Origin of the sequence: Nostoc sp. JL23, from assembly GCF_017115065.1 — a bacterium.
Lineage (GTDB): Bacteria > Cyanobacteriota > Cyanobacteriia > Cyanobacteriales > Nostocaceae > Nostoc > Nostoc punctiforme_A.
In genome coordinates, this window is sequence record NZ_JABXKN010000014.1 from 17,265 (window position 1) to 39,647 (window position 22,383).

18 protein-coding genes are annotated in these 22,383 nt (G+C 41.9%); 7 read left to right on the forward strand and 11 right to left on the reverse strand.

Annotated features, from left to right (window positions below; genetic code table 11):
• Positions 1 to 103 precede the first annotated feature (103 nt).
• The 6 genes from HWQ42_RS00830 to HWQ42_RS00855 form a co-directional block, all read right to left on the reverse strand.
• On the reverse strand, positions 104 to 2,344 hold the full coding sequence (locus tag HWQ42_RS00830; RefSeq protein WP_292808469.1) for a response regulator: 2,241 nt from the start codon (positions 2,342 to 2,344) through the stop codon (positions 104 to 106).
• Between the two features lie 4 nt (positions 2,345 to 2,348).
• Positions 2,349 to 2,921 (reverse strand): chemotaxis protein CheB, encoded by a 573-nt coding sequence (locus HWQ42_RS00835; protein ID WP_292808471.1) that lies wholly within the window; start codon positions 2,919 to 2,921, stop codon positions 2,349 to 2,351.
• Positions 2,922 to 2,985: 64 nt separating this feature from the next.
• Positions 2,986 to 3,849, reverse strand: coding sequence for a metal ABC transporter permease (locus tag HWQ42_RS00840; RefSeq protein ID WP_292808473.1), 864 nt, complete (start codon positions 3,847 to 3,849; stop codon positions 2,986 to 2,988).
• A 44-nt stretch (positions 3,850 to 3,893) separates the two neighbouring features.
• The gene (locus HWQ42_RS00845) at positions 3,894 to 4,673 is read right to left on the reverse strand and encodes a metal ABC transporter ATP-binding protein (protein ID WP_292808475.1); all 780 of its coding nucleotides are present in this window, start codon (positions 4,671 to 4,673) and stop codon (positions 3,894 to 3,896) included.
• Between the two features lie 150 nt (positions 4,674 to 4,823).
• Entirely contained in the window at positions 4,824 to 5,825 is a 1,002-nt protein-coding gene (locus tag HWQ42_RS00850) for a metal ABC transporter substrate-binding protein (RefSeq protein ID WP_292808476.1), read from the reverse strand.
• A 671-nt stretch (positions 5,826 to 6,496) separates the two neighbouring features.
• Positions 6,497 to 6,637, reverse strand: a complete 141-nt coding sequence (locus tag HWQ42_RS00855; protein WP_292808478.1) for a hypothetical protein — start codon at positions 6,635 to 6,637, stop codon at positions 6,497 to 6,499.
• Between HWQ42_RS00855 and HWQ42_RS00860 the strand changes: the two genes are divergently transcribed.
• A complete protein-coding gene (locus tag HWQ42_RS00860; protein WP_292808480.1) occupies positions 6,619 to 7,119 on the forward strand; it encodes a DUF2231 domain-containing protein in 501 nt (166 codons plus the stop codon). The two genes, HWQ42_RS00855 and HWQ42_RS00860, sit on opposite strands and share 19 nt — an antisense overlap.
• Positions 7,116 to 7,733, forward strand: coding sequence for a DUF2231 domain-containing protein (locus HWQ42_RS00865; RefSeq protein ID WP_292808651.1), 618 nt, complete (start codon positions 7,116 to 7,118; stop codon positions 7,731 to 7,733). Before HWQ42_RS00860 ends, HWQ42_RS00865 begins: the two co-directional genes overlap by 4 nt.
• Positions 7,734 to 7,751: 18 nt before the next feature.
• Here HWQ42_RS00865 and HWQ42_RS00870 read toward each other — a convergent pair whose 3' ends face one another.
• Positions 7,752 to 7,970: a hypothetical protein gene (locus HWQ42_RS00870; RefSeq protein WP_292808657.1), complete on the reverse strand. Its 219-nt coding sequence runs from the start codon at positions 7,968 to 7,970 to the stop codon at positions 7,752 to 7,754.
• On the opposite strand from HWQ42_RS00870, the gene HWQ42_RS00875 reads away from it, so the two are divergent.
• The 3 genes from HWQ42_RS00875 (at position 7,888) to HWQ42_RS00885 (ending at position 11,199) form a co-directional block, all read left to right on the forward strand.
• The gene (locus tag HWQ42_RS00875; RefSeq protein WP_292808482.1) at positions 7,888 to 8,802 is read left to right on the forward strand and encodes a cytochrome c oxidase subunit II; all 915 of its coding nucleotides are present in this window, start codon (positions 7,888 to 7,890) and stop codon (positions 8,800 to 8,802) included. The two genes, HWQ42_RS00870 and HWQ42_RS00875, sit on opposite strands and share 83 nt — an antisense overlap.
• A 13-nt stretch (positions 8,803 to 8,815) precedes the next feature.
• The gene (gene ctaD / locus HWQ42_RS00880) at positions 8,816 to 10,477 is read left to right on the forward strand and encodes a cytochrome c oxidase subunit I (RefSeq protein WP_292737995.1); all 1,662 of its coding nucleotides are present in this window, start codon (positions 8,816 to 8,818) and stop codon (positions 10,475 to 10,477) included.
• A 119-nt stretch (positions 10,478 to 10,596) separates the two neighbouring features.
• Positions 10,597 to 11,199 (forward strand): heme-copper oxidase subunit III, encoded by a 603-nt coding sequence (locus HWQ42_RS00885; RefSeq protein ID WP_292737997.1) that lies wholly within the window; start codon positions 10,597 to 10,599, stop codon positions 11,197 to 11,199.
• A gap of 114 nt (positions 11,200 to 11,313) precedes the next feature.
• On the opposite strand, the gene HWQ42_RS00890 is transcribed toward HWQ42_RS00885, so the two are convergent.
• Both HWQ42_RS00890 and HWQ42_RS00895 read right to left on the reverse strand, forming a co-directional pair.
• Positions 11,314 to 11,910: a hypothetical protein gene (locus tag HWQ42_RS00890; RefSeq protein WP_292738152.1), complete on the reverse strand. Its 597-nt coding sequence runs from the start codon at positions 11,908 to 11,910 to the stop codon at positions 11,314 to 11,316.
• A gap of 202 nt (positions 11,911 to 12,112) precedes the next feature.
• The gene (locus HWQ42_RS00895) at positions 12,113 to 13,465 is read right to left on the reverse strand and encodes an OB-fold nucleic acid binding domain-containing protein (RefSeq protein WP_292808484.1); all 1,353 of its coding nucleotides are present in this window, start codon (positions 13,463 to 13,465) and stop codon (positions 12,113 to 12,115) included.
• Positions 13,466 to 13,818: 353 nt separating this feature from the next.
• Between HWQ42_RS00895 and gatA the strand changes: the two genes are divergently transcribed.
• Positions 13,819 to 15,279 carry an Asp-tRNA(Asn)/Glu-tRNA(Gln) amidotransferase subunit GatA gene (gatA, locus tag HWQ42_RS00900; protein WP_292808486.1) on the forward strand — a complete coding sequence of 487 codons (1,461 nt, stop codon included), beginning with the start codon at positions 13,819 to 13,821 and terminating at the stop codon, positions 15,277 to 15,279.
• A gap of 99 nt (positions 15,280 to 15,378) precedes the next feature.
• Here the strand turns inward: gatA and HWQ42_RS00905 are convergent, their stop codons facing one another.
• Positions 15,379 to 15,843, reverse strand: a complete 465-nt coding sequence (locus HWQ42_RS00905; RefSeq protein WP_292808488.1) for a helix-turn-helix domain-containing protein — start codon at positions 15,841 to 15,843, stop codon at positions 15,379 to 15,381.
• Positions 15,844 to 16,137: 294 nt separating this feature from the next.
• The gene (locus tag HWQ42_RS00910; RefSeq protein ID WP_292808490.1) at positions 16,138 to 20,385 is read right to left on the reverse strand and encodes a Calx-beta domain-containing protein; all 4,248 of its coding nucleotides are present in this window, start codon (positions 20,383 to 20,385) and stop codon (positions 16,138 to 16,140) included.
• Between the two features lie 639 nt (positions 20,386 to 21,024).
• Here HWQ42_RS00910 and HWQ42_RS00915 point away from each other — a divergent pair.
• The gene (locus HWQ42_RS00915) at positions 21,025 to 22,152 is read left to right on the forward strand and encodes an acyltransferase family protein (RefSeq protein ID WP_292808492.1); all 1,128 of its coding nucleotides are present in this window, start codon (positions 21,025 to 21,027) and stop codon (positions 22,150 to 22,152) included.
• Positions 22,153 to 22,383: the final 231 nt, after the last annotated feature.

The window sequence follows — 22,383 nt, forward strand, 5'->3', positions numbered from 1 at the left end:
TAGGCATTGGGGTTAGGGGAGAGGTTACAGGTGAGAGGTTATAGGGAATAATCTGTCACCTGTAACCTGTACCCTATTCCCTTCCCCAATCCCCAATTCCAAATCAACTCACTGGAACTTCAATAGGCAGTTCTAATACATTGGCAACCGCAGCAATCAATTTATTGGGGTCAATTGGCTTAGATAAATGCTGCTGAAACCCTGCTGAAAGGGCTTTCAAGCGGTCTTCCTCTCGCGTGTAGGCTGTTAAAGCGATCGCGGGGATGCGTCCACCTTTTTCTGGTTCTAGAGAGCGCAGTTTCCTAATTAGTGTATAACCATCTTGCTCTGACATACCGATGTCGCTAATCAGGATATCTGGTTTTGCTTGTTCAAGTACTGCAAGTGCTTCATCAACCGATGCTACCGCAGTGGCAAAAGCCCCATACTCCTCAAACATAAAACTCAGAAAGTTACGGGTATCTGCTTCATCATCTACAACTAACACCCTTAATCCAGCAAGAGGCGTAGAAGCAATAGGAGAAGAACTTTTTCCTGTTGCTTCTCTATTGCCTCTATTGTCTTGTAAGAGTGGTAATCTCACAGTAAAGGTTGCTCCTTGTCCACTACCTGAACTTTGGGCAAAAATTGTCCCCTTGTGTAGTTCCACTAGATGACGGACGATCGCTAATCCTAGTCCTAATCCATTGTGCGATCGCGTTGTGGTGCTGTCTGCTTGCCGAAAACGCTCAAATACTTTTGGTAAAAACTCAAAACTGATACCAATGCCTGTATCGATAACTTGAATTTGGGCGTACTGGGATTTTGAATTTTGAGATTTTGCGGAAAGTTTCAGGTTCGGCTCCCGACCATCAGAATTTTCCAAGACGGATTTTAGATTATTGCTTTCTTCAGTGTTTGAAGAGTCTAAATTTTCACTATGAGATTCCAATCCAAAATCGTTCGATTGGGTTGTACTGAAGCTTGTGGAAGTAGAACTCACACCGTTCGCGTAGCGTTCCGTAGGAAAGTCTGAAATCGGCAATCCAAAATGCTTTGACAGTCTGACTTCGACCCTACCACCTTTAGGAGTAAACTTTATTGCATTAGTTAGTAGGTTCCAGACAATTTGCTGTAGACGGGCTGGATCGCCATAGACTGACCCGATCGAAGTATCCAGCACAGTACTTAATTGAATATCTTTTGGCTCTGCTAGGGGACGCACTGCCTCTAAGGCTGCCTCCATCACCGAGATTAAATTCACTGCCGATACGTTTAACCGCAACTGACCACGGATAATCCGAGATACGTCCAAAATATCCTCAATTAGTTGCATCTGAGATATGGCGTTGCGTTCGATCGCCTCCAAAGCGCGGGAAGTGGCTTTTTCGTCAAGTTTCTTAGCGCGGAGAATTTTTGACCAGCCGAGCATTGAGGTTAGAGGCGTGCGGAGTTCGTGGGAGAGAACAGCTAGAAACTCATCTTTCATCCGATTCGCAGCTTCTGCTTCCTGTCTTGCCGTTTGTTCGCGAATCACTTGAGCGCGGACTTCTTCTGCTTGCTTGCGTTCGGTAATATCTTCAAGAGTGCCTACATAACCCAACAAGTCTCCTTGACTGGAAAGCATCGGTGATGAGCGAACTTGAACCCAACGAATGTTACCGTGAGCAGCTTGAAAGCGAAATTCTTCTGAGTATTCCCGACCTTCACAAATGTAAGCAGACCAACTAGCGATCGCTCGTTCTCTATCTTCTGGATGAACAGATTCCAGCCATTTCTTTTCTAAACTCTCTGACGCTTTCAAGCCACAAATTGCCTGATAGCGGGGATTAGTATATTTACAGTCGCCTTCTGTATCAGTTTCAAAAATACCAACGGGTGAGCAGGTACTTAGCGATCGGAATCGTTCTTCACTTTGCCTGAGTTCGGTATTTACAGCTACCAGCTGCGCTGTTTGTTGATTGACAGCTTCTGTTTTCTTAAATAGTTCTACGAATACTGTGACTTTAGAAGTCAAAATATTGGGGTCTAGTGGTTTGAGCAGATAATCAACAGCACCCAAGGCATAACCTTTAAACAGCATTTGGTCGCTGGTGCTAAAAGCGGTAAGAAAGATAATTGGAGTATGACGCGATCGCCCCCGATTGCGAATTAAGGTAGCAGTTTCAAAGCCATCCATCCCTGGCATTTGCACATCCAGCAAAATCACCGCAAAGTCTTGATGTAGCAGACACCTCAAAGCTTCTTCCCCGGAAGTAGCTCTCACGAGATTCTCCCCTAATTTTTCTAGGATTGCCTCTAGTGCCAGCAAATTTTCTAGCTTATCATCTACTAGGAGGATGTTGACTTTGCGTTCCATCTGCATCGGTTTATTTCTGTGATAATTGACAAAGCTTGACCATCTGGGAAGCAATGTTTGAGAGTGTCAAAATCCAGTCTACTGTAACAGCAGAAATTGCTGCCTCTGGCATAATGCCGCTCTCCGCTGTGCCAGGTTCTTGTACAATAGTAATTCCTCCCCGCGCTTTTATTTTCTTAAGACCTTGCATACCATCTTGGTTTGCTCCTGTCAATATTACACCAATAACTTCCTCTGTGTAGACATCGGCTGCCGACTCAAACAGCACATCAATAGATGGTCTAGCATAAGAAACAGGCTCATCAGTCGAAAGGGCAAAGTGACCTGGTTCAACCAGTAAATGATAATCTGCTGGGGCTATGTAGATATGTCCTGGTAGTATTTCGTCCTTGTCTTCCACTTCACGAATTTTCAACAAAGTGGATTCTTGTAATAAATCCTGGAGTGTGTTGCTAGATTCTTTATGACGGTGTTGCACGATCGCGATCGGTACAGGGAAGTCTGCTGGTAAATTGCCCAGGATAATTTTCAATGCTGATAATCCGCCTAAAGAAGTACCAATTACCACAATTTTAAACGACACTTGTTTCGCCCTCACACCTGTGGAATGGGGGTTACGTAAATAGCAAAGGGTATTTCATACTGAATCAGTCAATGTTTTCTTGCTTCTTTGCTCTTACCATTAACCCATGTTTAGGTGCAAAAATCATTGCTATGACAAACAACAAGGTTTGCAACACAACTATGCAACCCCCTGTTGCACCATCGATATGATAGCTGATGTAAGTCCCCATAACACTAGAAAATACTCCAGATGCCATTGAAATTAGTATCATGTGGTCGAAACGATCGGTTAATAAATAAGCCGTTGCTCCCGGAGTAACTAACATAGCGACAACCAGAATAATTCCCACTGTCTGAAGTCCGGCGACAGCAGTTAGTGATAGTAATGATAGTAAAATATAGTGAAGCACTCCTGTGTTCAAGCCGATGGAACGTGCATGAGTGGGGTCAAAACAAAATAATAGTAGGTCTTTGCGTAAAATAGCTATTGTTACTAAAGTAATTACGCTAATAATCACCGTTTGGATGATGTCTTCATTAGAAATACCCAAGACATTGCCAAACAAAATGTGCGTCAAGTCTACGCTGCTTGGAGTTTTGGAAACTAGTACTAAACCCAGAGCAAAAAATCCTGTAAATACCAGTCCAATGACAGTATCTTCTTTAATTCTCGTCTTTGCTTTGATATAACCGATCGCAATAACTGAACCCACTCCAAAGACGAAAGCGCCCACAGCAAAAGGGATATTTAAAACATAAGCAATTACTACCCCAGGCATTACTGCATGGGAAACAGCATCTCCCATTAGTGCCCAACCTTTGAGGGTCATAAAACAAGATAAAACAGAACATACCACCCCAACTAAGGCACTTACACAAATTGCCTTCACCATGAATTCATGCTGAAGGGGTGTGGTTAACCAGTCTAAGAATGCGAGAGTATTCATATTTTTATAACTCTATCCAAGCAATATCAACTAAAAATTCTCAATCAATCAGATTCACCTTGATTTCCACGGATTATCTGACTTTTGTTGAGAGATAAATCTCCAAGAGAACCGCCAAAAGTCCGTGAGAGATTCTCTTCTGTAAAGACTTCCGATGTATCACCATAAGCTAAAATAGTACGATTAATGAGTACTACTTGGTCACAGAAAGTAGTGATAGAAGCTAAATCATGGGTAGAAATCAAAATTGTATGACCTTCTTCTCGCAATTCCAGCAATAAGTCAATCATCGCTTTTTCTGTTTTGATGTCTACCCCAGTAAAAGGTTCATCTAATAGTAAAACTGTTCCCTGTTGTGCCAAAGCGCGAGCGAGAAAGGCACGTTTCTTCTGTCCCCCAGAGAGTTCTCCAATTTGGCGATCGCGCATCGACCACATTTGTAACCTTTCCAAACTCTCCCTCACCACTCTTTGATCTTTCTTCGACGGAATTCGTAGTATATTCATGTATCCGTAACGCCCCATCATCACTACATCATGAACACTTACTGGAAAATTCCAGTCCACTTCTTCTGACTGTGGTACATAAGCAACCAAGCTTTTTTTCTGTACAGTCTTTATTGGTAAGCCATTAATCAAAACCCGTCCTGTAACTGGCTTCAAAAACCCCATAATCGCCTTAAATAGGGTTGATTTACCGCTACCATTCATCCCCACTAAACCACTGATTGAACCTGCTTGAATTTGCAAAGAAGCGCCATGTAAAGCAACTTTGCCGTGGTAAGCTACTGTCAAATTTTCGACATCAATACTAATAGATTTCACTAAAAAGCACCTCTAAAATTAATCAGTATTTTGTAGTAAGCGGCTCTATCCCCATTTGCAAATACTTAACGTTTTTCAGAGAATAAAATAGGACTAAAGTTCTTACTACAAGCCAATTTTCAATAATTAGATTTATTCTGGCATACTTGCTTACCTTTCCTCTAATCCCTGAGTTAGAGTATTAATATTAAGTTCTAGCAACTTGAGATAAGTTGGTGCTGGCCCATTGGCTGGAGACAGAGAATCAACGTAAAATACTCCACCAAACCTTGCTCCCGATTCTCTCGCTACCTGACGTTGCGCTCCATCGTTAACTGTACTTTCACAGAAAACTACAGGTATTTTATTTTTTTTAACTATATCAATGACTTTCTCTAGCTGTTTGGGAGTAGCTTGTTGTTCAGAGTTGACTGCCCAGAGATAAGCTTCTTTCAAGCCATAATCGCGGGTGACGTATGAGAAAGCGCCTTCACAGCTTACCATGTAGCGCTTGTCTGCTGGAACTACCGACACGGCTTTTCGCAGTTTCTCATCAACTTCCTTAATCTTTTGGCTGTATGCTTTGGCATTGGTATTATAAGTCTCTGCATTCGCTGAGTCTAAATCAACTAATGCCTTGCGAATATTATCTACGTAGATCAAGGCGTTTTGTGGTGACATCCAAGCATGGGGATTAGGCTTACCTTTGTAGGCATCCTCCGTAATTTCTACAGGTTTAATTCCCTCACTTAGGGTAATATGAGGTACTTTAGGAACGCTGTTATACAATTTCTGTGCCCAACGCTCTAAATTTAAACCATTATTCAAAATTAGGTCTGCTTTTTGCGCCCTCACCAAATCGCTAGGAGTTGGTTCGTAACCATGAATTTCTGCCCCTGGTTTGGTCAAAGATTCAACAATCGCCTTGTCTCCTGCCACGTTTTGCGCCATATCTGCAATGACTGTAAAGGTGGTAAGAACCACTTTTTTACCTTTTTTATCTAGGCTGCTAGTGGTAGTTGTGCCTGGGTTTGGATTTAACTGTGGTTGAGAATTGGAGATTGACGGGCTACACGCACTCAAACACAGTCCCAATAGCAGCCCAGATACTACAGCCAATTTTTCTCCGTGCTGCGGTAATTGCATCTGAAAGTTATTGATATTAAATATCATTATACTAATTTCATAATCTTCTCACTTTTATCTCACTTTAGCAGAAGTAAGATAAAAATGAAAGAATTATGAAAATAATATCAGAACAAAAAAGCGAACCTGTTGCAATAAAGTGTATTTCTGAGTTCTGGCTTAAACATGATTCCTTACTTTTGTCTTTTGAAAGTTTTTTTTGAGTGATTCAAATATTTTTGTTATTTACATCACAAACAAATATTTTGTTATTGTGAAATACCTTACAGACAAATATGATATTTCGACTTTTTTGTATTTAAAAATATGCAAAAATAAATACATTCTTAAAATATTTGTTTGTTAAATAACCAACTTTTAAAAGTTTAATATTTATTGTTTTGACAATTCATAAAAATTTACTTAAGCTAAAGGATAGGTTAAGCAAATCAACAAACGACAGCGATTTGATTTAGCTCCATCAAGAATTGCTGTTGCAGACTATTGGCATAAGGAAATGAATCAAAACCCAAATTATTCCATGTAGGTAATTTAACCAAATTTGGCTACAAAAAGCTAAGACATGATTAAGCGTATTGAACCGCGCAGATATTGAACAGAATTCGGTCAATTATGGATGGATACTTGTGGTGATGTTAGTGAGTGTCCATCAATTATTGAAGTTTGACTAGCGATTTTAGATTTTTGATTAGGGTCTTCTAGTTTATATCTCGTCTGGGACGGAATAAATCTAAAAGACGCTCGCTAAGACTGCGCGATCGCCAATCCAAAATCCAAAATTGATTGACCAAAGTGCGGTAGATATGTCCAGGAGAAGACGATGCTTGAGTATTTGACATCTTTGAACGACCACAATTTGCCCTATCCAGATACGATTCATCCCATCGTTGTCCACTTTGTAATTGCGATGGTGTTGTTTTCCTTCTTCTGCGATGTCATTGGCTATTTTACTGGTAAATCCGGTCTTTTTGAGGTGAGTTGGTGGAATATGTTAGTTGCGACGATCGCCATCTTCGTCGCGATTATTTTTGGTCAGTTTGAAGCAGGGTTAGCACAGCCTTACAGCCTAGCGAAATCGGTGCTGAATTTGCATACGCTAATTGGTTGGTCGCTTTCGGGAATTATCACAGCGATTACAGCTTGGCGTTATGTAATTCGTGCCCGCAATCCGAAAAAAGTACCGATTTATTATTTGGGAGCCGGACTAGTTTTAACCCTAATAGTTGGCTTACAAGTATATCTCGGAGATGAACTTGTTTGGATATATGGATTACATACCGTGCCAGTTGTGGAAGCAGTAAAGGATGGTCTGTTGCGATGAACTCAGAATTAATTGACCAATTGACCGGCTCTCTAGGCGCAAACGGACTGCCTTACACAATTCCCATTCATCCCAATTTAGTCCATCTGACAATAGGTTTGTTCATCATTGCGATGACTTTTGATATTGTTGGTGTTCTGTTCCCCTTTGAAAAATGGGTCTTCAAATTTTTGGCAATTACTGTCGAACGCGACAACTTATTTGCTGTTGGCTGGTACAACATGTTAGCTGCCAGCATCATCACATTTTTCACAGTGGGAGCAGGCTTTTACGAAATGCTGTTGGCAGCACCACCAGCTGATATGAAGAGTGCCTGGGGATTGCAGGCAATGGAAACTATGCTCTGGCATGGTGTGGGTGGTGTGTTCTTATTAGCGCTGATTGTTGGCATGACCATCTGGAGAGCATGGCAGCGCTTCGTTTGGGGCAAACAAGAATATAAACAGACAGATAGAGAAGTGCAATGGATCTATCTGTTCGCAGGCATAGCAATCATGTTCATTCTGTACATCCACGGCACACTAGGAGCGCAACTAGCCGCCGAATTTGGCGTACACAATACAGCAGATAATTTGCTGCGATCGCACCAAGACCTCAACACAACACTCAAGTAAATCATTTGTTATTTGTCCTTAGTTCTTAGTCATTTGTCCTTTGACTAATACCCAATGCTCCATGCCCAATACTTCGGCTTCTCTACGAGACGCTACGCGAACGCTCAGTACAAGTGCCCAATGCCCCATGCCCAATGCCCAATAACCAAAGACCATGAAAATCCAGAAGATTTTAAATATTTTGACGCTGCTTACAGGCGCGATCGCAGTGACTTCTATGAGTCTCTGGATCGGCAAGCAGTCTTACTCTTGGCTTCCTCCCCAAGCAGCAGCCGAATCCCTACTCATTGATGATTTGATTAGCTTTTTAGTAACCCTCGGTGCCTTCATCTTCTTGGGAGTAACAAGTACTCTGATGTATTCTGTCATCTTCCATCGGGCAGTCAAAGATGACTTCACTGACGGCCCCCCGATTGAAGGTAACGTCGCCTTGGAAGTTGTCTGGACAGCAATCCCAATTCTCTTGGTGTTTTGGATTGCAAGCTACAGCTACCAAGTTTACGAACAAATGGGAATTCAAGGCCCATCAGAACTAGTTCATCTGCATAATCCTCTGGCAATGGAATCAGCTTATGCAGCACCAGCTAAAGCCTTGGCAGAACCTGTTGAGAAAATCGACGTACTAGCTAAACAGTGGGCGTGGGTTTTTCACTACCCAGAAAGAGATATTACCAGTACCGAATTGCATTTACCAAGCGATCGCCGGATACGTTTAGCGCTGAAATCGCAAGACGTTCTCCACGGCTTCTATATACCTGCATTTCGCCTCAAGCAGGATATTATTCCTAACCACGCGATCGACTTTGAATTTACTCCCATCCGTCCCGGACAATACCGATTAACCGATTCTCAATACAGCGGCACATACTTTGCGACGATGCAAGCGAATGTAGTCGTTGAATCTCCTGAAGATTATCAGCAGTGGCTAGCCCAAGCTGCAACTCAAAAGCCATCCGTAGCAAAAAATCAGGCGGCTTCTGAGTATGCCCAAACATCCAATCAATCAGTCCAAACTGGTTGGGTTACAGTTCCACCTGCTGCACCTCCTCTAGTCAATTCACCTGGTTGAAAGGAAAGTAACCATGACTAATGTTCCTATTGAAGGTATCCTTCTCCCTGATGAGAAGCCTAACCACGAATCTCCGAGTAGCTGGAAAGAATACTTCAGCTTTAGTACTGACCACAAGGTAATTGGTATCCAGTATCTCGTTACCTCATTTTTCTTCTTTCTCGTCGGCGGTATCTTTGCGATGGTGATGCGGGGAGAACTGATGACACCCGAATCAGATTTAGTCGATCGCACCGTCTACAACGGGATGTTCACCATGCACGGCACTGTGATGCTGTTTTTGTGGACATTTCCCTCACTGGTTGGTTTTGCCAACTATCTAGTGCCCCTGATGATTGGGGCGCGAGATATGGCATTTCCCCGCCTGAATGCCGTCGCCTTTTGGATGGTACCAGTAGTTGGGATTTTGATGATGGGTAGCTTCTTTGTACCTGGTGGCCCAGCCCAAGCCGGTTGGTGGTCTTACCCGCCAGTCAGTCTCCAGAATCCCACAGGTAACTTAATTAATGGTCAAGTTCTCTGGCTGCTAGCGGTAGCAATATCCGGCGTATCCTCAATTATGGGGGCAGTGAACTTTGTCACCACAATTGTGAAGATGCGGGCCCCAGGAATGGGCTTCTTCAAAATGCCGTTGTTTGTCTGGGCAGTATTTAGCGCCCAAATCATCCAACTATTTGGACTTCCAGCACTGACAGCTGGTGCGGTGATGTTGCTACTTGACCTCACAGCTGGCACCGCCTTTTTTGACCCCGCCAAAGGTGGGAATCCAGTGATGTTTCAGCATTACTTCTGGTTTTACTCCCACCCTGCCGTTTACGTGATTATTTTGCCTGTCTTCGGCATTTTCTCAGAAATCTTCCCAGTTTATTCACGTAAACCCCTATTTGGTTACAAAGTAGTTGCCATTTCATCCATCTTGATTGCCGTAGTTAGCGGCATTGTTTGGGTACACCACATGTACGTCAGCGGGACTCCTGGCTGGATGCGGTTGATTTTCATGCTGACAACGATGTGTGTGTCTGTCCCCACAGGAATTAAAGTATTTGCTTGGGTAGCAACTATTTGGGGCGGGAAACTGCGGCTAAATACCGCCATGCTGTTTGCCTTGGGTGCATTAGTGATGTTTGTCTTCGCCGGAATCACAGGCATTATGCTTTCCTCCGTGCCCGTTGATGTCCACGTTAACAATACCTACTTTGTAGTCGGACACTTCCACTACGTCCTCTACGGCACCGTGACGATGGGCTTATTTGCAGCCATCTATCACTGGTTCCCCAAAATGACCGGGCGGATGTACTCCGAAAGCTGGGGTAAAATCCACTTTTGGTTAGCCTTCATCGGCACCAACCTCAACTTTTTACCCATGCACCCCTTGGGATTGCAAGGAATGTTACGCCGAGTTGCTTCCTACGCCCCAGAGTATCAATTCTGGAACATCATCGCCAGCCTCGGTGGATTCCTATTAGGAATGTCCACCTTGCCCTTCATATTCAACATGGTGATTTCTTGGATGCAAGGCGAGAAAGCACCCGCTAACCCTTGGCGAGCAATCGGACTAGAGTGGTTAGTTTCTTCACCCCCCCCAGTAGAAAACTTTGAAGAAACTCCCATCATCATCTCCGAACCCTACGGCTACGGCAAATCAGAACCCTTAACAGCCAACCTCCCAGAATAAACGCAAACAATCGGGAAGATGCAAAAACCCTCCGCGTCCCTCTGCGCTTCCCTCCGCGTTCCTACCCTGCGGGAAGGCAAAGTGCCTATGCGTTTCAAATTCATTCCTCAAAAAGCAAAATGGACAGCTATATCAATTCCGAAGAATTGCCCCATCCAAGCGCAGAACACAGCCACGACGAAGAAGGCAACAAAATGTTTGGCTTCATTGTCTTCCTACTGTCAGAAAGCGTCATTTTCTTGAGTTTTTTCGTCGGATATGCCATCTACAAAACATCAACGCCTAATTGGCTACCAGCAGGTGTTTCTGGATTAGAAATCAAAGAACCGGCAATCAACACAGTAATCCTTGTCGCTAGTAGCTTTGTAATTTACTTAGCAGAACGCGCCCTTCAACGCCACGACTTAGTGAAATTTCGCCTGTTTCTCTTGGCAACAATGGCGATGGGAACTTACTTTTTAGTTGGACAGGCGATTGAATGGAACGGCCTCGCCTTTGGTTTCACCTCCGGGGTATTTGGTGGAACCTTCTATCTGCTTACAGGCTTCCACGGTTTGCACGTTTTCACAGGTATTCTGTTGCAGTTGATAATTTTGGTACGTTCTTTCCTACCTGGCAATTACGATACAGGTCACTTCGGCGTGAATGCAACTTCATTGTTTTGGCACTTCGTCGATGTGATCTGGATTATTTTGTTTGTCCTTATCTATGTTTGGCAGTAAAGATTGATGGGAAGGAAAACCCAGATAATTTCTCTGGGTTGGTGTATGTGGCATTGTTAATTACTTTTATGCCCCATACACCATTCACTGTAATAACTATACTTGGGTCAAGTCTCATCCTTTCAAATTCACCTTCTCCTCAAACTTTGAACCATCTTGATGAGATAAAAATTTATCACTATTGTGATAACTTCTTCGCCATTGTTCGAGCTTATCTATAGATATTGATTTAGATGTGACATTCACACCATTTCCTCGCCAAGCAACTTCTGCATCTGTTGTGAAAACCCCGCACTCTAATTGATCTAGCCTCATATTCCAATATTCGCTAAATCGACCTTTTAAAGTAATAACTTGCTCAAATACCTTGTTTCTATGTTTATTTCTTCTTTTTCGTTCTGTTGCTCCAGTTGCTTCTGTATCAATAAACTTAGTTTCTATTAAAAATAGACTACCTTTAAAGGTTAGGAAGACAAAATCACACTTTCCTAAATCTGTATAATCTGAAATTGGAGACTTTTCAAATAACAGCAATTCAGCGCACGAGGGAAACAATTCTGTAATATTCAGAAATAAATAAGCTTGCAATAGAAGTTCCTTATCATAAGGAAATAATATCACTCCTTCAAAAAATTTTTGAATGTCCTCGTGAGTTTGGGGTTGAATTTTTTTACAGTATGAAACAAATCTATGTAGCTCGTTGACAATCATCAAGTTATAACTCCTTCCCCCGGTCGCAGCCTTAAGGGTATTAGCATCAAAAGATACCACTCCCTCAAGGAAATTATCATCCGCATAAGTAACTAAAAAAACGATTAAAATCCTGAATACTTAAGGCAATTTACTGTTGACAGTCCAATAAAACTAATTCTTAATTTGCTTTTCAGTATTGGTGGATTTGTCACTCCTGGCGTCAGCTACCAGTCAGCGATTTTATATGAGCAGGAAAACTAGCGTTTTGCAAAGCTTGAACAGTTATTCTAGAATCCTGTACACAAAATTGCCAACCTAAGCGGACAAGTTTACGAGAAGTTTCAGTTTGGATAATTCCAATCACTGGCATTTTTGCCTTTTCTTTGTCTACTGAATGGTCTTGCAAAATTGTTTTCAAGCGATGTAAATCTTCCATATTACCTGCTTGCTGGGGATTTAATTCCACCATCACCATTTGTACTGTTTCCACTGGTTCTGCATCTTCAAGAATAAATTGAGTTTGCTCATCACGTCGGTCTACTTTTCCCCAAATAATCAATCTAGTATCAACTTGAAGTAGGGAACTAATGCGTTCATAAGTTTTAGGAAAAACTACAGCTTCTGATTGTGTAGTTAGGTCTTCTATTTGCAAGATCGCCATCTGATCGCCTTTCTTTGTCACCACTTTTTTGACGTTATTCAACATCACAACTGCACAAAGCCTTATATCTTCTCTTTGTTCTCCCAACTGCGAAAGGTTAATAGGAGTCAAAAGTGGTGCTATTTGCCGTAAGGATTTCAGGGGATGATCTGATACATAAAAGCCTAGTAATTCTTTCTCCATCTGTAACTTTTTCTGTGGGGGTAAATCTGTCACAGGTTTAGATTTGGGAGCAGTTTCAAAGGCATTATTTGCTCTTTTATTCTGAGTCGAAGAAAAGCCGTCGCCCAATAAATCAAATAGATTCCCTTGACCACTAGCTCTATCTTTAGCACGAGATTGTGCCCAATCATACACTAATTCTGAGTCGTTAATTAACTGTTGGCGGTTAGATTCAATTTTGTCAAAGGCTCCACAGTAAATCAACGACTCCAGAGTTCGGCGGTTAACAGCACGCAAATCCACGCGATCGCAAAAATCAGCGAGTGATTTAAACTCTCCTGTCTCATTTCTCGCCTCCAAAATACAAGCGATCGCATTTTGTCCCACGTTACGCACCGCCGAAAATCCAAACAGAATCTTGCCTGCCGTTGGCGTAAAATCAACACCAGAACGATTTATATCTGGCGGATCTATGGATATCCCCATATTTGTACAGTTGGTAATGTATCGCTGTACCTTATCGGTATCGCCGCTGTTAGCTGTTAACAGAGCCGCCATATATTCCAATGGGTAATTAGCTTTTAAATATGCTGTTTGATAAGTTACATAACCATAGGCAGTTGAATGGGATTTATTGAAACAATTGGAAGCTATAAAGCCATTTTTTATTGTAAAATTATGGTCGCGTTCAACCCCAATGTCATAAACATTTTGTTTGCCTAAATATCTACGCGTGGCTATTTTTATCATCCTACCTTACCTCGAAAAATTTTGTGGAATTGAATAAAATTATGAAGTTTGTAGTATTAATAAGGTTGTAATACAAAATTATATCACTTAGAAAACACTGCTATACTCTTACACAAAAGTAGCCAATATAGATGAAAACTTTGGCAAACTATTCAATAGATGGTTGATAGCCATGTATTTGCTGTTTTTAAAACCTTATTAAACACATTTCAATACATATTAATCCGCTTAGTCAGATGAATGGGGAATGGCAAGCAGAGGAGAATAAGCAATGCCCAAAGCCCAATAACCAATACCCAATTTTGACCAATATGTACTAGAATCAATGACTTGAGTCATCAAAGAGAGCAATCATGGCATCCATCCGCGAGTTGCACCACCAGCTGGTTAAAAAAGAACGTTCTGCCGTTGAAATTACCCAAGAAGCTTTAGAGCGCATTCAAGCGTTAGAGCCGAAATTGCACAGCTTTTTATGTGTGACGGCAGATCGGGCATTAGAGCAGGCGGATGCTGTGGATGCCAAAATTGCCGCAGGAGAAGAAATTGGGCTGCTAGCGGGCATTCCTGTGGGTATCAAGGACAATATGTGTACCAAGGGGATTCCTACCACCTGTGCCTCTCGGATTTTAGAAAATTTTGTGCCGCCTTATGAATCAACAGCGACGCAAAAACTGGCAGATGCTGGGGCGGTAATGGTAGGCAAAACCAACTTGGATGAGTTTGCAATGGGTAGTTCCACTGAAAACTCTGCCTATCAAGTCACGGCTAATCCTTGGGATTTGTCACGAGTTCCAGGCGGTTCTTCAGGGGGTTCGGCAGCGGCGGTGGCGGCTCAAGAATGTGTAGTTGCGCTCGGTTCTGATACTGGCGGTTCGATTCGCCAACCTGCGTCTTTCTGCGGTGTTGTGGGGATGAAACCCACTTATGGTTTGGTTTCTCGTTATGGTTTGGTGGCTTACGCTTCGTCTTTGGATCAAATTGGGCCATTTGGAAATACGGTAGAAGATGCGGCAATCTTATTAAGTGCGATCGCAGGTTACGATCCCAAAGACTCTACCAGCCTAAAAGTTGCCATTCCCAACTATGCTGCTAGCTTAAAACCAAACTTCAAACCCAGAGGTCAGCTGAGAATTGGTATCATTAAAGAAACTTTTGGTGAAGGTTTAGACCCTGTAGTGGAACAAGCTGTTACCAAAGCAGTAGATCAATTACAAAGCTTGGGGGCGGAAATTCATATAATTTCCTGTCCCCGCTTTCGCTATGGCTTACCCACCTACTACATTATCGCCCCATCTGAAGCATCAGCAAACCTGGCTCGTTACGATGGCGTGAAATATGGGTATCGCGCTCCTGATGCCGATAATCTGCTATCAATGTACACTCGTACCCGTGCCGCTGGTTTCGGTACAGAAGTCAAACGCCGGATTATGATTGGCACTTACGCCCTTTCAGCTGGCTATTATGACGCTTACTACCTGAAAGCGCAAAAAGTCCGTACTTTGATTAAGCAAGACTTTGAAAAGGCTTTTGGTGCAGTTGATGTGTTAGTTTGTCCCACATCTCCCACTACAGCATTCAAAGCAGGGGAAAAAACTACTGACCCCTTGAGTATGTATTTAACTGACTTGATGACTATTCCTGTAAATCTTGCTGGTTTACCCAGTTTAAGTTTGCCATGTGGTTTTGACGATCAGGGGCTACCGATAGGATTACAGCTAATTGGCAATGTACTGCGAGAAGACCTACTGTTTCAGGTAGCTTATGCTTATGAGCAATCCACTACTTGGCATCTGCGTAAACCGCAAATATCTTGAAAATTGTCATTGGTCATTTGTCATTGGTTCTTAATTCTTCTTCTCTACTGAGTAGAGACGCGATTAATCGCGTCTCTCCACTCTTTGTACTTGTTTTGGTCATTTGTTAGTCTGGTTACTGACTATTGATTGTTGATTATTGTCTCCTGGGGTCAGAGATTCAGCTGTAAGCTGTGGATTAAGTATATGAAGAAGACCAGCAGATGCACCGACCAATAATAAAATATAGGTCAGAACAAGAGGAATATATGTATTTTGTTTGTTGTCTGAATTGTGATGAGTATTTTTAGAATCTTGACAGACAACATTGGTTATAAGGCTGTATGATAAAGCATTTCCATCCAGCCCTAAAGCATCTCCATAACGACGGATGAATCCTTGAAGAAAAATCGGCTCAGGCAATTCTTCAAATCGATCTTCTTCTAAAGCTTGTAAAATACCTGCTCGAATCATTGTTTGAGAGGCTATTTCTTCTATGCGGATAGATTTTTCTTGTCTTACTTGTCGCAAGCGTGTGGTTATTTCCTTTAGTTGCTCTAATTGAGCTTCATTTAAGAGCGTCACAGTCTTCTCCTCTATGGGCTAATTCTACTATTCATTGAGAAGACTTCAATTCGCATACGTAAATTTACTGAATATTTGATTTTAGGATAAATTTTTTTGATAATGGCTTAATCCTGCATTTTAAAATGCTAGCTCAACTAATTTTAAGTATATTTTATATTCTCGTTTATACTTTAGATACAAAAGGTTGGACGAGTAAATTAAGAAACCGTAGTTTTTAATATAAGTATGTCACCAACGGCTACTCTAGGCTGAGATAATTGCAGCGATCGCTAATGTTTTGCTCAATAACGATTAGTCATCATTCTTGATTGTGCCAACTCCTTGGTTATTATTAAATGTGGCATTTGCTGCACCATAGATATTGACAAAAAATGTTTCATTGGGTTCAACTTTATTATCACCTCTGACGCCAATACTAATAACTTTGCTGGTTTCGCCATAGTCAAAAATAATTGTCCCCAGCCCAAAATTGTAATCCGAGTCAGATTCTTTGGCAGTACCATCACTCGTACTGTAATTTACAATCACCCGTTGATAAAATTCATTCGAGAGAGTGACGACAAAATTGGCATTAGTTATCATCCCTGTTGTGCCTTCTTTGACTAATACATCTGCAATGCTAATGGTGGGGGGATCATCATCATTTGTGATAGTAGCCACTCCCAAGCTATCAGTAATTGTGGTGTTTGTAGCACCGAAGAGATTAACAGAAAATGTCTCGTTGGTTTCAGCTTTGCTATCACCTATGACACCAATACCAAGAGTTTTGGTGGTTTCGCCAGGATTGAAAACGATTGTCCCGGAAGCAGCGTTGTAATCAGAGTCAGAAGTTTTCGCAGTGCCATCACTCGTGTTGTAATTTACAGTAACCTGCTGATAACTAGGATTAGAAAGACTGATAGTAAAGTTAGCATTAGTTGTTGTACCCGTGTTCTCTTCAGTAACAGAGACATCCGAGATAGTGATAGTTGGTTGGCTGTCATCATCAATGATGGTATAAACCCCTAAACTATCTGCGATCGCGGCATTTGTCGCACCCAAAAGATTGACAGAAAATGTCTCGTCAGTTTCAGATTTGTTATCACCAATAATGCCAATGCTAAGAGTTTTGCTAGTTTCGCCAGGATTGAAAGTAATTATCCCGTAAGCAGAGTTGTAATCAGAATCAGCAACTTGAGCAGTACCATCATTCGTGTTGTAATTTACCGTAACTTGCTGATAACTGGCATTGGAGAGAGTGACAATAAAGTTGGCATTAGTTGTTGTGCCTGTATTGCCTTCAGAAACTGAGACATCAGAGATGCTGATAGTTGGTTGATTATCATCGTTGATGATGGTAGCAACTCCTAAATTATCTGCGATCGCGGCATTTGTTGCACCCAAAAGATTGACAGAAAATGTCTCGTCAGTTTCAAATTTGTTATCGCCTACAACTCCAATGCTAAGAGTTTTACTAGTTTCGCCAGGATTGAAAGTAATCGTCCCAGAAGCAGAGTTGTAATCCGAGTCAGCAATTTGGGCAGTGCCATCAACCGTGTTGAAATTTACAGTAACTTGCTGAGAATTAGGATTAGAAAGACTGATAGTGAAATTAGTGTTAGCTGTTGCACCTGTGTTGCCTTCAATAACAGAGACATCTGAGATACTGATAGTTGGTTGGCTATCATCGTTGATGATGTTTACTGTAGCCGAACTGTTAGTAATTGTGGAATTTGGCGCTCCAGTTATGAGGCTGGGGTTACTTAGGATAACAGTAATGTCTTCATTGAGTTCAAGTGTATTGTCACCCAAAATATCGGCTGTAATTGTCTTTGTGGTTTCCCCAACAGCGAAGCTTAAAGTCCCAGATACAGCAGTTCCTCCACCCATCACTTGAATATTGTTATAGTCACTGCCAAAAATTGCTGCACCGCTAAAAGCGTAATCTATGGTACTAGCCACGCCAATACCACCACTGCGAGTAACCGTGAAGCTAACAGCTTCAGTACCACTATTACCTTCAGTTAAAGTTGAGGTGGGAGTGGAAATTGCATATTGAATCGCATCATTAGCAGCAATATTTAGAGTAGTTTCAGTTATTGTCGCCAAATCAGCCCCTATTGGTGTACCGAAGTTGAGTACAACTGTTTCTGCATTCTCAGGTAAATCGTCTGGGTTAATAGTAAAAGTAATTAGCTGTGTTAAATTTGCGCCTGTTGCCCCAGCAGTAAAGGAGATGGTAGTGGGGGAAAAAGTGTAATCGTTGCCACTAGTCGCCGTACTACTATTTTTAACGACAATAGGAATTGTGACAGCGGTTTCAGGAGAGGCATCTAAGGTAACAGAAATAGTTACTGTAGTGGCGGTACTATCTTCTGTTGTATTGTACGTAGCAGCACCAAAGCTGACTTTTGGAAGTACATATTCAAATGCTCCAATGTCAATTCTGCTGCTTTCAATACGGTTAAAATCTGTGCCGCGTTGGTCGGTAGTTAAGCCACCATTGTAAGCCGGATCGCCAGCATTCCTGGCAGGACTGTTAAAGTATAGAGCGTGAGTTTGTGTCGAACCACCGTAATCTCCTAGCGGTTTGAGTCCGGGGTTGGGGTTAATAATATCTGTACCCGTACCCAAAGTCCCCGATATTTTACCAGCAATTTTGCCAATCAGGTTGTAAGCATTACCATTGAAGTTGGCACCATAGACATCGGGTGCATCATCACCTAAATCAATATTGCCAGCAATGATGCTATTGCTAATGCTCCAAGTACCAGCAGATCTATAAATTCCGCCACCATTACCTGTGTTATTGTTATCGCTATCAGCGGTGTTGCCAAATATAGTGCTATTACTTACGGTGCCACCGCCAGAATAGATACCGCCGCCGTTGACTTTTGCGGTGTTACTGGAAACAGTGCTATTACTAAGTGTGTTAGTGCTGCTGTAGATGCCGCCGCCATTAGTGTTCGCTGTGTTGCCAGAAATAGTGCTATTAGTAGCTGTGACACTACTAGTGCTGTAGATGCCGCCGCCGCTAGTGTTCGCTGTGTTGCCAGAAATAGTGCTATTAGTAGCTATGACACTACTAGTGCTGTAGATGCCTCCTCCAAGGGCCGCTATGTTGCCAGAAAGATTACTATTGCTGACTGTGACACTACTAGTGCTGTAGATTCCGCCACCGTTACTAATGCCTGCATTTCCCCCAGTTATTTTCAACCCATCAATTGATAGGGAGGCACTGGCATTAAAAATACGGGAAGTATTGTTACCACTGATGGTGAGTTTATACGCCCCAGTTCCTTGAATGATCACTCCTTCAGTGATATTCAATTCCCCAGAAGTGAGGGTAATGGTGTCGGGGGTAGCATCACCGAATATCCCAGTCGGATCAAAGATAATTGTCTCAATCCCTGGATCATTATTGGCATTGATAAGAGCTTGCCTTAACGAGCCAGTACCACTGTCATTGATGTTAGTTACTAGGTAAGTGGTGTTATCTACTTTGATAGATACATCGTCAATGGCTAAACCATGATCCTTGCCTCCATCATCTATATCTTCCCAACGCAATATAATCTCTTCACCGTTAGCTATTGGGGTCGCTAGATTAAATATTACAGGCGTTATAACAACTCGATTGGCAATTTGATTACCATTCAGGAGACCTGCGGTTGCAGTTGCAATTGGCCCGGTGAAATCTAGCGAGGTGACAGGCGTCCATGTTCCTGTTGTTAAACTTGTGACAGTTGACCCAGTTTGATAACTGAATTTCAACTGTTGCTGCGATGTATTACCACCATTACGCCATTGTTCACCTGTGTAACTTACTTGCAACTTAGTAATTGCTAAACCTGTGTTGTTTTGGAGGCGCAACCCATAATAAATAGTTCCTGTAGTACCAGAAGCTAGAGAACCAAGTGCCCGGTCTGGGTTATTAGAGCTACCAAAACTGTACAATCCACCTGTGTTATTACTGCCAGTACCAGGGCTGTAAGTTGTTCTCGTAGAATACCAGCCCGAAATAGTTGAATCATTAACCCAAGCTGGTGTTCCAGAAATAGCTAATGAGTTAAAGTTTTGAGAGTATGTGCCAGTAAAAGTAGCTGGCAAAATCGATTGATAAGCCTGTATTATTTCAGGTTTAAATGCCAGAGAAGCCTCAATTTTCCCTGTCTTCACTTCTAAATTCCAGTCGCCACCTAAAGCTGCACTTCCGGTTTTGTCAGTAGAAGCGGCAACATCTGCTCCAGTAATTTGGCTAATCTGCTGTACAAATTTTGTGCCTTCACCGCTGGCTATATCACAGCCATAAAGTAGGATGTCAGCTTTATCAGTTAAAGCACTTGCCCACTTTTGTAACTGATTTTTGTAGCTATCCAGATTGCTAAAGTTGAAGTTGATTGACCCTAGTTGCAAACTTCCCAGACTTCCGTGGGAAACAATGTGAATTGATTGAAATGAATTGGTTTCACGTTTTGCTAGAAACTCGGTGATTTGTGCTAACCCGTCTCTATTAGCATCAAGAATAACAACTTCACTGCCGAGTGTGATCCCAGCCACTAAGCTTTAGTAATCTATAACTTTTGGATCTATAAAAACAAGATTTGTGCTGGCTTTTAGTAATTTTATAGTAGACTTATTTCTAGTTTTAAGTTGATGAGTATCTGGCAGTTTTATCATAATTATTATCCTTAAATATAATTTATTAGCTTTAGCTTAGTAATATTTATCGTGCATAGCAAAACAGAAAGTGAACGACTCAGCATCCGCTTTCATTCCCAAATTAAATCGGTAATTAAACCTTTTATCTAATGAGATAAAACCCCAATATTTTTAGTTGTTATATAAGCAAGCACGCCTTGAATAAAGTTAGCTGTTTTTTAGTCACAGCTTTTGTTTATAGCAATTTATACTAAGTCTAATGACAAGACAACTGCATTTCCACTTAAATAACAATAGGTAGATTGACTGAAATTTGAGTATATCTAGCTTTATTAACAGTTCTGGTACTACTAATCCTTTTTGGATAGCTAAAACTGTGGTCTAAGTGCGATCGCGTACTTCTGGTTTCGCACAAGTATGGTATTGGCAGAAACCCTAACTGTTCCAAGAACCTTGATGAAAAGACCTATAAATTTTGCTTGATTACCTTCATCAACCGGGGTAACTTAGATACTCATCTAACATAAAATTTCGTCTATGCGCCTGACTTCACTGGATGTTTTTCGCGGTATTACCATCGCTGGAATGATTCTCGTCAATATGGCGGGTGTCGCAGATGATGTATATCCTCCCTTAGCCCACGCCGATTGGCATGGCTGCACACCAACGGATTTGGTATTTCCCTTCTTTCTCTTCATTGTCGGTGTAGCGATGACTTTCTCGCTGTCAAAATACACCGAAGGCAATAAACCAACCTCAGCTGTTTACTGGCGGATATTGCGTCGCGCCACCATTCTCTTTGCCTTCGGCTTGCTACTAAATGGCTTTTGGAATCAGGGTATTTGGACTTTTGATTTGAATAGTATCCGCATTATGGGAGTGTTGCAGCGCATCAGCCTTACCTATCTGCTGGCTTCCCTAGCTGTTCTCAACCTTCCGCGCAAAGGTCAATGGATACTAGCAGCAGTGCTACTCATTGGCTACTGGCTAACGATGATGTATGTAGCAGTGCCAGAATATGGTGCGGGAGTTTTGACACGAGAAGGTAATTTCGGCGCTTATGTTGACCGCCTGATTATTCCCAAAGCACATTTATATAAAGGTGATGGTTTCAACTTTATGGGAGATCCAGAAGGGCTTTTCAGTACTATTCCCGCGATAGTAAGTGTCCTTGCTGGCTATTTCACAGGTCAATGGATACGCAGTCAACCTGTACAGTCACGCACAAGTATCGGTTTAGGATTATTTGGAGTCGGTTGCTTAATTATTGGTTGGGCATGGGGGTGGACATTCCCAATTAACAAAAAGCTGTGGACAAGTTCTTATGTAGTATTTACAACAGGTTGGGCGTTACTATTACTAGCAGCTTGCTATGAACTCATCGAAGTCCGATTGGTGCGTCGCTGGAGTAAGCCTTTTGAAATTATGGGCTTAAATGCGATCGCTCTTTTCGTTGCATCGGTTTTGTTAATTAAAATTTTAGTCAAAACCACTATTGGCACTGGTAAAGACGCTCCCAGTACCTACAATTGGATTTACCAGAATTTTTTCGCATCTTGGGCGGGAGTGCTGAATGGTTCCTTGTTATTTGCCTTAGTCACCGTGTTGTTGTGGTGCGCTGTTGGTGTTCTAATGTATCGGCAACGCTGGTTTCTGAAAGTGTAAAAAAGATTTTTGTTATTATTTACGTTTTAGTGTTTTCAATGTTACAACAGGTGTTAAGTGATAGATTGTAACACTTTAGGAACAAAGGCAATCGCAACTTTATCAATATTATTGGCGCGTTAATCTGCGCTTTGTTTAGCAAACTTACTTAAGCCCTGATATCGTTTCTAACGGCAGAAGCGTCTACAGACTTATCTGTGCGTTGAAAATTCTTATTTCTTCTAATTCACT